We start from the raw sequence: 13235 nt of genomic DNA on the forward strand, positions 1-13235 counted from the left end.
GGTTACGGCTGTCCAGCCGAACCGCTAAGGCTGCCGGCGGAGGAAGGGCCATGAGCGCCGCCGAAACGAACAGCGACGAAACGATACAGTGGGCGGCGATCACCGGGGTGATCGCGACAGTCTCGGTCTTCGCCATCGCGCAAGGCCTGAGCTACCCGCTGCTCAGCTTCATCCTGCAGCGCCAGGGCATCTCGCCGGCCATGATCGGGCTTTCGGCGGCGATGACGCCGATCGGCTTCATCCTGTCCTCGCCGATGATCCCGGCGCTGGCGCGCCGTTTCGGGCCAGGGCGGACGGCACTCACCTGCGCCGCGCTTTCCGCGCTGGTGCTGGCTTTGGTCGGCTGGACGCAGAACGTCTATCTGTGGTTCCCGCTGCGCTTGCTGATCGGCGTCGTCACCAACCCGCTCTATGTTCTGAGCGAAATCTGGGTGATCGCGCTGGCGCCGCCGTCGCGCCGCGGCCGCGTCATGGGCGTCTATTCGACCGTCATCTCGGCCGGTTTCGCCGCCGGTCCGCTTTGCCTGCTTGCGGTCGGCACCGAGGGCTGGCCGCCCTTCCTGGTCGGCATCTCCGCGTTTGTCTTCTGCGGCGGCTGCCTGGCGCTGGTGCTTGGCCGTCTGCCCAAGGTCGACGAGGCCGGACAGCAGGTTTCGGTGATGGGCTTCATGCCGAAGGCATGGCTGCTGCTCGCCGCCGTGGTCGTGGCCGCCGGCTTCGAGCAGGCGGTGCTGGCGCTGCTGCCGGTCTACGGCACTCACTACAGCATCGCCGAGGCCAGCATGTCGGCCCTGCTGTCGACGATGATCGCCGGCAACATCGCCATGCAGGTGCCGCTCGGCCTGCTGGCCGAAAGACTGACGGCGCGCCTGGTGCGCTTCCTGTGCGTGTCGCTGACCGTGCTCGGCTGCGTGCTGCTGCCGCTGCTGATCGAGACGCCTTTGATCTGGCCCTGCGTGTTCATCTGGGGCGCGGTTTCCTACGGCATCTATACGATGTCGATCATCGAGCTCGGCGAACGCTTCACCGGCTCGGCGCTGGTCGCCGGCAACGCCGCCTTCTCGCTGATGTGGGGCGTCGGCGGCATCCTGGTGCCGCCACTCACCGGCGGCGTCATGGATATCACCGGCGCGTCCGGCCTGCCGGCCACTCTCGGCGCGATCTGTGCCGCACTGGCGGTGGCGACCGTTCTGCGCCGGCGCGTGATGTGAAGGAAAAGCCGCGTTCGTCGCGACAAGCTGTCTTTGCCATCTTGAATGTGAGCGTCCGTGACGCGATGTAGGCGAGGCCGCCTGACAAGCTTTCGGAGACCGTGCGTGACCCAAGCCATCACAAAAAGCCAGACTGAACCGGCCGCTGGAGATTCCTTCCTTTGGCTGGAAGACCGAAATGGCAAGGGGGCGCTCGACTGGGTTCATCGCCAGAACGGGCTGACGGTTGCCGAGCTCCAGGGCGATCCCGGCTACCAGGCTTCGTTCGAAACCGCACTCGACCTGATGACGGCCGAGGACAACATCCCGGTCGGGACCGCGATCAACGGCCACGTCTACAATTTCTGGCAGGACAAGACCAACGTGCTCGGCCTGTGGCGCCGCACGACGGTCGCTTCCTACAAGACCGACAAGCCGGAATGGGAGACGATCGTCGATTTCGACGTGCTCTCCGCGAAAGAAGGCATCAAATGGGTGTTCAGCGGCGCGAGCCGCCTTTATCCGGATTTCAACCGCTGCCTGGTGAGCATGTCGCCGGATGGCGGCGATGCCAGCGAGATGCGCGAGTTCGACATCGCGGCGAAGTCCTTCGTCGAAGGCGGCTTTCGCGCCCCCGCCTCGAAGTCGGGTTTTTCTTGGCTGGACGAAGACACCGTCATCGTCTCGGCCGCCTTCGAGGAGGACGACAAAACGCAGTCCGGCTATCCGCGCGTGGTCAAGCTGTGGAAGCGCGGCACGAGGCTGGAAGACGCATCGCTTATCTTCGAGAGCGAAAAGCAGGACCTCGCGGCCGGCGGCGGGGTCGAGATCGACGGCGACAGGCGGCACCTGTTCCTGGCCCGGACCATCGATTTCTTCTCCTCGCACAGCTTCCTGCGGCTCGCTTCCGGCGAGAACCGGCGCATTCCGCTTCCAGACGACGTAACCGACACGGCGATCTTCCAGGGACAGCTCGTCTTTGGCGTGCGCAGCCCGTGGACGGCGCCCGACGGCACGCACTGCCTGCCAGACGGGCTTTATTCGGTGGATTTCGAACGCTGGATCGACACCAATACGCTGGGGCCGGTCGAAACCGTGCTCGCGCCGGCGCATCGCGTCTCGATCGCCGGGCTCGCCCGCACCGAGCAGCGGCTGTTCATCAACCTGATGGACAATGTGCGCGGCAAGGTCGTCGCTTGCGATCGGACAGGCGAGGGTTGGTCGCTGAAGCCGGTCGGCCTGCCGGAAAACGGCAATGTCGGCATCAGCCATGCCGAGCATTTCGGCGCCAGCGTCTCCTTCTCCTTCACCGATTTCCTGACGCCGAGCTCGATCATCTGGTCGGACGACGATGGCGAGACGCTTCAGACGGTGAAGGCGCAGCCGGCCCGCTTCGACGCTTCGCCCTTCATCTCCGAACAGTTCGAGGCACGCTCGAGCGATGGCACGATGATCCCCTATTTCGTGGTCAGGCGGCGCGACCAGGGCGGACCGGTGCCGACGCTGCTCTACGGCTATGGCGGCTTCGAAGTGCCGCTTCTGCCGGGCTATGCCGGCGTGCGCGGCAGGCTTTGGCTGGAGAAGGGCAATGCCTATGTGCAGGCCAACATCCGCGGCGGCGGCGAATTCGGCCCGGCCTGGCACCAGGCGGCGCTCAAGGGCAATCGCCAGAAGGCTTTTGACGATTTCGCCGCGGTTGCCGCGGACCTTGTCCGGCGCGGTCTCACCACAGCGGCGCAGCTCGGCATCCAGGGTGGCTCGAATGGCGGCCTGCTGACCGGCACGTCGCTGATCCAGCGTCCGGAACTGTTCGGTGCCGTCATCATCGACGTGCCGCTGCTCGACATGCTGCGCTACACCGAATTGCCGCCGGGGGCCTCGTGGATCGCCGAGTATGGCGATCCCGCAAAGCCGGAAGAGGCGGCGTGGCTGGCGGCCTACTCGCCCTATCAACATGTCAAAGCGGGTGCCGCCTATCCGCCGGTGCTGCTGATGACCTCGACGGCCGACGACCGCGTCCATCCCGGCCATGCCCGCAAGATGGCGGCGCGCCTGCAGGAGGCTGGCCACGGCCGGACACTCTTCTTCGAGGAAACCGAGGGCGGCCATGGCGGGCGTGGCGATCGTCGTCCTCAAGCGGCGCAAACGGCGATGCGCTATGTCTTCCTGCAGCGGGCGCTAGCGGGTACGGCTTGAATTCAGGGCATCAGGCGGCTTAAGGTGCCGCCATGGCTTGCACGAAGACATCAGGCGCCTTCGGGGTCGCGGTGACGCCGTCACCGCGGACCCTTCGTGCCGAGCTGCTCAGGCTTTGCGCCCGCATCGGCTATTCGCCGCCCGCCTGCCTCTGACGAATCCGCCCCGGCCGTTGCCGGATTGATTCAAGAGGAAAGAGCAAATCCATGACCTATCAGAATTATTCGCTGAAGCAGCTTCAGCAGATCGACGCCGCGCATCACCTGCATCCCTTCACCGACCACAAGGAGCTGCGCGAGGCGGGCTCGCGCATCATCACCCGCGCCGACGGACCGTTCATCTACGATGCCGAAGGCACCGAGATCCTCGACGGCATGGCCGGCCTCTGGTGCGTCAACGTCGGCTACGGCCGCAACGAGCTGGCCGAGGCCGCCTATGCGCAGATGAAGGAGCTGCCATACTACAACTCCTTCTTCAAATGCTCGACGCCGACACCGGTGCTGTTGTCGAAGAAACTGGCGGAACTGGCGCCGAAGCAAGTCGGCCAGGTGTTCTACGGCTCTTCCGGCTCGGAGGCCAATGACACCGCGCTCAGGCTCGTGCGCCACTACTGGGCCCTGGAGGGCAAGCCGGAGAAGAACCGCATCATCTCGCGCAAGATGGGCTATCACGGCTCGACCGTTGCAGGCACCTCGCTCGGCGGCATGGAGCCGATGCACAAGCAGCTCGGCGGCGCCGTGCCCAACATCGTCCATGTGATGATGCCCTATGCCTATGAGCTCGCGCTGCCCGGCGAAGGCGACCATGATTTCGGCCTGCGCGCGGCCAAGGCCGTCGAGGACGCCATCCTCGAGGCCGGCGCCGACAAGGTCGCCGCCTTCATCGGCGAGCCGGTGATGGGCGCCGGCGGGGTGAAGATCCCGCCGCTGAGCTACTGGCCGGAAGTGCAGCGCATCTGCCGCAAATACGATGTGCTCTTGATGCTGGACGAGGTGATCACCGGCTATGGCCGCACCGGCGAATGGTTCGCGGCGCAGACTTTCGGCATCGAGCCAGACACCATCACCACGGCCAAGGCGCTGACATCGGGCTACCAGCCGCTGTCGGCGCTGCTGGTCGGCGACCGCATCAGCAGGACGCTGGTCGAGAAGGGCGGCGAGTTCTACCACGGCTACACCTATTCCGGTCACCCCGTGGCCTGCGCCGTGGCGCTGAAGAATCTCGAGATCATCGAGCGCGAAGGCCTGGTCGAGCGGGTCAGGAACGACACCGGTCCATACTTCGCCCAGGCGCTGCAGGAGCGTATCGCGGGGCACAATCTGGTCGGCGAAGTGCGCTCGATCGGGCTGATGGGGGCGATCGAGATCGTCAAGGACAAGGCGACCAAGGAGCGCTACCTGCCGTCGGGAAGTGCCGCCGTCGTCTTGCGCGACCACGCGATCGCGCAAGGCATGATGCTGCGCGCCACCGGCGACACGATGATCCTGTCGCCGCCGCTGATCTGGACGCGCGAGACGGTCGACATGGCTTGCGATCGCATCGCCAAGGCGCTCGATCTCGCCGAAGCGGATTTGCGCAAGCGCTGAACGAAGGCCGGGCGGCGTCCGCGACGGCGCCCGGCCGTTTCCCATTGGCGTCAATCATGATCGTGGACCAACGGCCGGGCGGTTGCTGCCGTGTCCCAGACCAGGAAATGTGCTGAAAGGCCGGATGCCGTCTGACAGTATGCGCCAGCGGTCATGTGAACCAATGGCATTTTCATACAGGGGCAGGCGCATATGGTGAGTTCCTTTCGTGCGGTCGTGGTCGGTGGCGGCTGCGTCGGTGCCGGCATTCTCTATGGCCTGGCAAAGCGCGGCTGGACCGATGTGGCATTGCTGGAGAGGACGCAGCTTACCGCCGGCTCGACCTGGCATGCCGCCGGACTCATTCCGTCCTATGCGCGCAGCCGCAACGTCGGCCGCATGATCGCCAAGTCGATTGAAATCTATGAGGGCCTGGAAGCCGAGACCGGCCAGAAGGTCGGCTGGCACAAATGCGGCCAGTTGCGCATCGCCAACTCGCGCGACCGGCTCGACGAGTACCAGAGCTATATGGATGTCGCGGAGGTCCAGGGCGTGCGGGCCCGGATCGTGTCGCCGGCGGAGGCGCGCGAGATCTGGCCGCTGCTCGACAACAAGGACATGCTGGGCGCTCTCTACCATCCCGACGATGGTCACATTGCACCGGCGGACGTTACCCAGGCGATGGCCAAGGGCGCACGCGACCTCGGCGCGAAGGTCCATCTCGACACGGAAGTTGTCGGGTTCGAGCGGATGCCGAGCGGCGAGTGGAAGGTCAAGACCCCGCGCGGCGACATCCTCTGCGAGCATGTCATCCTCGCAACCGGCAACTATGCGCGCCAGACCGGCGCCATGCTGGGGCTGGACATTCCCGCGATCCCGATCGTGCATCAGTACTGGATCACCGAGGCGGTTCCGGAAGTTGTCGAACGCAAACGGCTGGGCCTGCCGGAGATGCCGATCCTCAGGGACGAGGGTTACGAGGGCTATCTGCGCGAAGAGGGGGACGGGCTGCTGTTCGGTCCCTATGAGCGGACCGAACAGCTCAAGCTGTTCGCCGAAAACGGCGTCCCGGAATGGTTCGGCGCCGATCTGCTCGACGAGGATTTCGATGCCGTCTCCTGGAATTGGGAGCGCGCGAGTGAATTGGTCCCGGCGCTCGGGCGCGCCGGCATAAAGCGCAATGTGCGCGGGCCTTTCCAGATGACCGCCGATGAACTGCCGCTGATGGGGCAGGCCTGGGGTCTTGAGAACGTCTGGCTCGCGGAGGGCGTGCCGGGCGGCATCCTTTGGGGCGGAGCGATCGGCTACTATCTTTCCGAGCGGATCGTGGAGGGCGGCAACAGTATCGACACGGCCGAACTCGATCCCCGCCGGTTCGGCGAGTATGCCAACAAGAACTGGACCCGGGAAAAAGTCAGGGAAGCCTGGGGCACCCACGCCGTGCAGCACTATCCAGGCCAGGACATGCCGGCGGCGCGACCGCAGAAAACGGCGCCGTCCTACGACCGCCTAAGCCAGCTCGGCGCGGTTTGGGACGTGCTGAACGGCTGGGAGATGCCGAGCTGGTTTGCGCCCGCGGGTGTCGAAGCGCGCAACATCTATAGCTGGCGTTGGACCTCCAAAGGCAACCACGTCGCCGAGGAGGTCCAGGCCGTCCGCCAGGCCGTGGGGCTGGTCGAGATGACGCCGATGACCAAGTTCGAGGTCAGCGGGCCGGGCGCCGAGGACTGGCTCGACGGAATCCTTGCCAACAAGCTGCCTCGTCCCGGTCGTGTCGCCCTTGCCCATCACCTGACGCCGGCCGGTGGCGTGCAGGCCGAGTATGTCGTGGCGCGGCTAAAGAGCGATCTGTTCTATCTCATATCGACGCCGCGCGCCGAGCGCTGGAATTTTGACGACTTGAGCCGGCTGCTGCCAGAGGGCGGCAACGTTCAGCTTCGCAATGTCACCGATGATCGCGGCAGCTTCACAATCGTTGGACCGAAGGCGCGGGAGGTATTGCAGCCACTGACGGAAGTGGATCTCTCAAACGAGGCCTTCCCAGGGTTCAGCGTGCGGTCCGGAACCGTCGGCCTGGCCAGCGATGTGCGTCTGCTGCGCGTCAACTACTCGGGCGAACTGGGATGGGAGCTCTATCATCCGCTCTGTTATCAGCGGCATTTGCTGGACGCGCTTTTGGCGTCGGGCGAGGGGCACGGGCTGAGATTGGTTGGACTTCAAGCACTGGAGTCCCTGCGTCTCGATAAGTCCTACCGGGCCATGTATCGCGACATGAATGTCGAATTGTCAGCCTGGGAAAGCGGCCTCGACCGCTTCGTCAGCTTCGACAAGGGCGACTTCATCGGCCGGGCGGCACTGGTCGCTAAACAGGAGCAGGGGACGGCGCGCCGGATCGCCACGCTGTCGATCGATACGGACGGCGCGAGCGCGTTCGCCTTCGAGGGCGTTTACCGCGACGGCGAGCTTGTCGGCTACGTCACGTCGGCAGGCTACTCCTATACTTTTGGTCACGACATCGCACTCGCGCTGCTGCCCCTGGAACTGCTGTCGCCCGGTACCGAACTGGAAGTTTCAGTCCTCGGCGAGCGGCGTCGGGCAAAGGTGATCGCCGACTCGCCCTACGATCCGGAAGGCACGCGTGGGCGCATGTGAAACGCCAGGGCACAATTCTTGGAACAAACAACGAAGACCGCACGCCAATCGCCGAACGCGGCAACGAAAAATAGTGCGGCAAAACGCAAAAACCGCGTCCCATCGGGAACGCGGCTTTGCCAGATACGCATGGCGTTTCGCTACAAGCGACTTGCGAAACTTACGGGCTCCGGTACGCGAGACCTGATCCGGAGCGCCGGGCGGATGCGATATGTCCGCCTCGCAGTCCGTTTTATAGGCACATCGTTACCGGCCGGTTATCGAGACCTTAAGCAAATCTAAATTTGCCGGTTTTCGGCCAAATAATCTTCTAATAAGCCTTTGAAAGCAGCGGTTTATGCGAGTTGGCCGCGGAGGAAATTAATAATGCCGGAGAAATCGACCCCGGCATTGCCTTGCGCGTTGAACAGCGCGTAGAGCTGCGTCGCCTCGGCACCGAGCGGCGTCACCGCGCCGGCACTTTGCGCCGCCTCCTGCGACAGCTTCAGGTCCTTCAGCATGAGGGCTGCGGCAAAGCCGGGCTTGTAGTCGCGGTTGGCCGGCGAGGCCGGCACCGGACCGGGCACCGGACAGTAGGTGGTCAGCGACCAGCATTGGCCCGAGGAGGTCGAGGCGACGTCGAACAGCGCCTGATGCGACAGGCCGAGCTTTTCCGCCAGCACGAAGGCTTCGGCGACGCCGATCATCGAGATGCCGAGAATCATGTTGTTGCATATCTTGGCCGCCTGTCCGGCGCCGTCGTCGCCGCAATGGACGATGCGGCCGGCCATCGGCGTTAGGATAGGCTCGGCCTTGGCGAAGGCGTCCTTCGAGCCGCCGGCCATGAAGGTCAGCGTGCCGGCGGTGGCGCCGCCAGTGCCGCCCGAGACCGGAGCGTCGATCGACAGCAGGCCGTGTTTGCTGGCGACGGCATGGGCCTTGCGGGCCGATTCGACGTCGATGGTCGAGGAATCGATGAACAGCGCGCCTTTCTTGGCCTTGGGCGCGATGTCCTCATAGACCGACAGCACATGCTTGCCGGCCGGCAGCATGGTTATGACGACATCGGCGTCCTTCACCGCCGCTACGGCGTTGCCCATGATGACCACGCCATGCTCCTTGGCGACTGTGAGGTTCTCCGGCACCAGGTCGAAGCCGTGCACAGAATGCCCGGCCTTGACCAGGTTGGCGGCCATCGGATTGCCCATATTGCCCAATCCGATGAAGGCGATGGTTGTCATAGCGGTGCTCCCAGGGTTTGGCAGTAGGCAGTAGGCAGTAGGCAGTAGGCAGTAGGCAGTAGGCAGTAGGCAGTAGGGGATCTATTCAGGCGCCAGCTTGATAATAAGCTGGCGAAGCATCTTTCCGATGGCTTCTGTGGCTGAGAGCATATGACGAACCTCATCACGAGTGGCCAAGCCGATGCGTTCAGCGATCTGGAGGTGTGTCTCGAGCTCCTTTAGAGAGCCTTGGGCTATCCTGAGAAACTGCTGATAGGAACCCGTGTTATCGCGGCCGTAACCTTCCGCGATGTTTGCAGGGATAGATGTGGCTGAGCGGCGGATTTGGCTGGTCAGCCCGTACAATTCCTCCTTTGGCCATGCCTTGGTCAAGGAGTAGGTAGCGACGGCCAGATCCATGGCCTGCTGCCACACGATAAGATCCTTGTACGAATTGATCTTGCCGGTCATCCTTCGCCTACTGCCTACTGCCTACTGCCTACTGCCTACTGCCTACCGGCCGATCAGCGCGCGTGCGATGATGACGCGCATGATCTCGTTGGTGCCTTCGAGGATCTGGTGGACGCGCAGGTCGCGCACCAGCTTCTCGACACCGTAATCGTGCAGATAGCCATAGCCGCCATGCAGCTGCAGCGCCTCGTTGGCGACATCGAAGCCGACATCGGTGACGAAGCGCTTGGCCATCGCCGACCATTTGCCGGCGTCCGGCGCCTTGCGATCGAGCTTCGAAGCGGCGGCGTAGAGGAAGATGCGCGCCGCCTGCAGCTCGGTCTCCATGTCTGCCAGCCTGAACTGCAGCGCCTGGAACTGGTTGATCTTCGAGCCGAAGGCCTTGCGCTCGCCTGTATAGGACAAAGCCTTGTCGAGGGCCGATTGCGCGCCGCCGAGCGAGCAGGCGGCGATGTTCAGCCGGCCGCCGTCGAGGCCGGCCATGGCGATACCGAAGCCGGCGCCTTCCGTGGCCAGCAGGTTCTCGGCCGGCACCTTGCAATCCTCGAAGATGACCTGGCGGGTGGACTGCATGTGCCAGCCCATCTTGTGCTCTTTGGCGCCGAAGGAGAGGCCGGGCGCATCCCTGGGCACGACGAAGGTGGAGATGCCTTTCGGTCCGTCGGCGCCGGTACGCGCCATGACAACATAGAGGTCGCTGTCGCCAGCGCCGGAGATGAACTGCTTGGCGCCGTTCAACACATAGTCGCCGCCGTCTTTCACCGCGCGCGTCTTCAGCGCCGCGGCGTCAGAGCCGGACCCGGGCTCGGTCAGGCAGTAGCTCGCCAGCCATTCCATCGAGGTCAGCCTGGGCAGGAAGCGCTGGCGCTGCTCCTCGCTGCCGAAGCGGTCGATCATCGACGCCGCCATGTTGTGGATCGAGATGAAGGAGGAAAATGCCGGATCGGCGCGGGCAAGCGCCTCGAAGATCAGCACGGCATCCAGCCGGCCCAGCGCCGAGCCGCCTACGTCGTCGCGGACATAGATGCCGCCGAGGCCGAGCGGCCCGGTTTCACGAATCACATCGGCCGGGAAATGTTTCGCACGGTCCCAGTCGAGCGCGTTCGGCGCGACGCGGTCGGCGGCGAAGGCCTCGGCCATCTCCTGGATGGCGCGCTGCTCCTCGGTGAGTTCGAATTGGCTGGTGCTCGCATCGACCGCGGCGTCCATGGCGTGCTCCCTGTCGTTTTAGGCCTTCTGGCCTGTCGTTTTTGGCTTTGCGCGCCATTCAATCTAGACCAATGATGCCGCCGCGCAACCCGCCCGGCCGCGGAGCGGCTGTGCATAGATCGACCAACGGAGCATGGCGTGACGACAGTCTTCTATGAACTGCTCGACCGGTTCCACGCCTACCTCAGGACCTTGGACAGCGCTCTGGTCAGCGACGCCGTCGCCCGCATCGATTGGGACATGCCGGTGCGACCGCTGGAGCCGCATCCGCTCGCCTGCCTGCGCCATCTCGACCGCATCGCCGAACTTTCGCCATCGGACATCCGGCCCCTCACGCGATTCGTGGCGGAACATCGCGGCGATCTGCGCTGGGGCCAGACCTACAGCGTCTCGGATTTCGGCCGGGCTTTCCTGGACAATTACGGCTGGCTGGAGGTTTTCGGCACGCGCGGCCATTTCGTCAATGACGAGGTCGCGGCCGGCCTGCTGATCCTCGGGCCTGGGATCGTCTATCCCGACCACCATCACATTGCCGAGGAGATCTACATTCCGCTGACCGGCGGTACGGAGTGGCACAAGGGCGAAAGCGGTTTCCATGTTCGCGAGGCGGGCGAGGTGATCCATCACCCTTCGAATGTCAGCCATGCCATGCGCACGGGCAAGGAGCCGCTGCTGGCGCTCTACATCTGGCGTGGCGGGCCGCTGGCGCAGAAGTCGACAATCCCGGGCACCGTGGCGCAGGGCAGGGGCTGATGGCTGCCAAAGCGATCATGCTGCAAGGCACTGGCTCCGATGTCGGCAAGAGCGTGCTGGTGGCGGGGCTCTGCCGCGCGGCGAAGATGCGCGGGCTGAAGGTGCGGCCGTTCAAGCCGCAGAACATGTCGAACAATGCCGCCGTCGCCGACATTCCCGGCGACGACATTCCCGGCGACGACAAGGCCGGCGGCGGCGAGATCGGCCGCGCGCAATGGCTGCAGGCGATCGCCTGCGGCGTGGCGCCGACCGTTCACATGAACCCGGTGCTGCTCAAGCCGCAAAGCGATGTCGGCTCGCAGGTGGTGGTGCAGGGCAAGGTGTTCGGCGAGGCCAGGGCGCGCGACTACCAGGCGATGAAAGGCCGGCTCATGGATGCCGTGCTGGAGTCCTGGGCGAAGGTCGGCGAGGGCGCCGATCTCGTCATCGTCGAAGGCGCCGGCTCGCCGGCCGAGATCAATCTCAGGAGCCGCGACATCGCCAATATGGGCTTTGCGACGCGGGCCAATGTGCCGGTGGTGCTGGTCGGCGACATCGATCGCGGCGGCGTCATCGCTTCGGTCGCCGGCACCCATCTCATCCTGCCGGAGGAGGACCGGCGCATGATCGTCGGCTACCTCATCAACAAGTTCCGCGGCGAAGTCTCGCTGTTCGACGACGGCATCAAGGCGATCGGAAAGTTCACCGGCTGGCCTTGCTTCGGTGTGGTGCCGTGGCTGAAGGCGGCGGCGAGGCTGCCTTCCGAGGATTCGGTGGTGCTGGAACGGCTGGCATCCGGCGAGAAGCGGGCGCTGAAGGTCGCGGTGCCGATGCTTTCGCGCATCGCCAATTTCGACGATCTCGATCCATTGAAGGCCGAACCGCAGGTCGAGGTGGTGTTCGTGCCGCCAGGCAAGCCGCTGCCCGCGGATGCGGGATTGGTGGTCATTCCCGGCTCGAAGTCGACGATCGGCGATCTCATGAAGTTCCGGGAGAATGGCTGGGACCGCGATCTCCTCGCCCATCGCAGGCGGGGCGGCCATGTCGTCGGCATCTGCGGCGGCTTCCAGATGCTCGGCGGCAAGGTCAGCGATCCCGCCGGCATCGAGGGCAGCGTGACCGAGGCGGAAGGGCTCGGCCTGCTCGACATCGAAACGGTCATGGAGCCGGAGAAGACGGTCCGCAATGTCAGCGCCCGCTCGGTGCAGTTCGATCTGCCGCTGGAAGGCTACGAGATCCATCTCGGCCGCACCATCGGACCGGACTTGGCGCGGCCGTCCGCCGTCATCAACGGCATCGATGACGGCGCGATCTCCGCCGACGGCAAGGTGGTCGGCACCTATCTGCACGGGCTGTTTTCCGCAGACGCCTTCCGGGCAAGGTTCCTGGAAAGCCTCGGCGTCAAAGGCGGCGGTATCGACTATCGCGCCGATGTCGAGCGGGCGCTGGACGAGGTCGCGGCCGAACTGGAAACCCGTCTCGACTGCGACGCGATTTTTGGCCTGGCCCGTTAGCTGGCGGCGTCTCCTGCCTTCGGCCAGTAGGTGCCAAACGACCAGACATTGCCTTCCGGGTCGCGGCAGATGAACTCGCGGCTGCCATAGTCGCGATCGGTCAGTTCCTGCAGGATCGTGGCGCCGGCCTTTCTTGCCCTGGCGTAGGCGGCATCGGCGTCTTCCACCGCGACATAGATCGACTTGCCGCCGCCGGCGCCCGGCTCGCCGACCATCTTGCCGTAGTCGTCGTCACGCGCGGTGCCGAGCATGATCATCGAGGCGCCGAAGACGAGCTCGGCGTGATGCACGACGTCGCCCTCTCCATAGCGGGCGCGCACGGTGAAGCCGAAGGCGTCGCACAGCCAGTCGATCATTCCGGCGGCATTCCTGTAGCGCAGAGCGGGGTAGAGACGAGGTGCTTCGTTCGCGGTCGACATGGCAATCTCCCTGGTGTCGGTTGACGGTATCCAGTCTCGGCGAAGGCCGCCGCGGCGTCTTGAAGAAATGTTACCTCGGTGGAGAAAG

General features: G+C 64.7%; 10 protein-coding genes. 6 read left to right on the forward strand and 4 right to left on the reverse strand.

All coding sequences use genetic code 11. The annotated features are described in order from the left end of the window. The first annotated feature begins 50 nt into the window (after positions 1-50). The 4 genes from PU724_RS10745 to PU724_RS10760 all read left to right on the forward strand — a co-directional run bounded on the left by PU724_RS10745 (position 51) and on the right by PU724_RS10760 (position 7603). Complete coding sequence (locus PU724_RS10745) at positions 51-1211, forward strand: MFS transporter (protein WP_354422390.1); 1161 nt, start codon at positions 51-53, stop codon at positions 1209-1211. Positions 1212-1316: 105 nt separating this feature from the next. Then, the gene (locus PU724_RS10750; RefSeq protein ID WP_354422388.1) at positions 1317-3386 is read left to right on the forward strand and encodes a prolyl oligopeptidase family serine peptidase; all 2070 of its coding nucleotides are present in this window, start codon (positions 1317-1319) and stop codon (positions 3384-3386) included. Positions 3387-3592: 206 nt separating this feature from the next. After that, positions 3593-4972 (forward strand): aspartate aminotransferase family protein, encoded by a 1380-nt coding sequence (locus tag PU724_RS10755; RefSeq protein WP_354422386.1) that lies wholly within the window; start codon positions 3593-3595, stop codon positions 4970-4972. Between the two features lie 192 nt (positions 4973-5164). After that, on the forward strand, positions 5165-7603 hold the full coding sequence (locus tag PU724_RS10760) for a GcvT family protein (protein ID WP_354422384.1): 2439 nt from the start codon (positions 5165-5167) through the stop codon (positions 7601-7603). Between the two features lie 335 nt (positions 7604-7938). On the opposite strand, the gene mmsB is transcribed toward PU724_RS10760, so the two are convergent. The 3 genes from mmsB to PU724_RS10775 all read right to left on the reverse strand — a co-directional run bounded on the left by mmsB (position 7939) and on the right by PU724_RS10775 (position 10482). Further along, positions 7939-8823 (reverse strand): 3-hydroxyisobutyrate dehydrogenase, encoded by an 885-nt coding sequence (gene mmsB / locus PU724_RS10765; RefSeq protein WP_354422382.1) that lies wholly within the window; start codon positions 8821-8823, stop codon positions 7939-7941. An 81-nt stretch (positions 8824-8904) separates the two neighbouring features. Further along, positions 8905-9273, reverse strand: coding sequence for a four helix bundle protein (locus tag PU724_RS10770; RefSeq protein WP_292246500.1), 369 nt, complete (start codon positions 9271-9273; stop codon positions 8905-8907). 42 nt (positions 9274-9315) lie between these two features. Next, entirely contained in the window at positions 9316-10482 is a 1167-nt protein-coding gene (locus PU724_RS10775; protein ID WP_354422380.1) for an isobutyryl-CoA dehydrogenase, read from the reverse strand. A gap of 138 nt (positions 10483-10620) precedes the next feature. Here PU724_RS10775 and PU724_RS10780 point away from each other — a divergent pair, with 138 nt between their 5' ends. Together PU724_RS10780 and PU724_RS10785 are read left to right on the forward strand one after the other, a co-directional pair. Beyond that, positions 10621-11235 (forward strand): dimethylsulfonioproprionate lyase family protein, encoded by a 615-nt coding sequence (locus PU724_RS10780; RefSeq protein ID WP_354422378.1) that lies wholly within the window; start codon positions 10621-10623, stop codon positions 11233-11235. Then, positions 11235-12728, forward strand: coding sequence for a cobyric acid synthase (locus PU724_RS10785; RefSeq protein WP_354422376.1), 1494 nt, complete (start codon positions 11235-11237; stop codon positions 12726-12728). Before PU724_RS10780 ends, PU724_RS10785 begins: the two co-directional genes overlap by 1 nt. Here PU724_RS10785 and PU724_RS10790 read toward each other — a convergent pair. Next, a complete protein-coding gene (locus PU724_RS10790) occupies positions 12725-13147 on the reverse strand; it encodes a VOC family protein (protein ID WP_127391675.1) in 423 nt (140 codons plus the stop codon). The genes PU724_RS10785 and PU724_RS10790 overlap by 4 nt on opposite strands. Positions 13148-13235 lie beyond the last annotated feature (88 nt).

This window comes from Mesorhizobium abyssinicae, from assembly GCF_049887195.1.
Classification (GTDB): domain Bacteria; phylum Pseudomonadota; class Alphaproteobacteria; order Rhizobiales; family Rhizobiaceae; genus Mesorhizobium; species Mesorhizobium abyssinicae.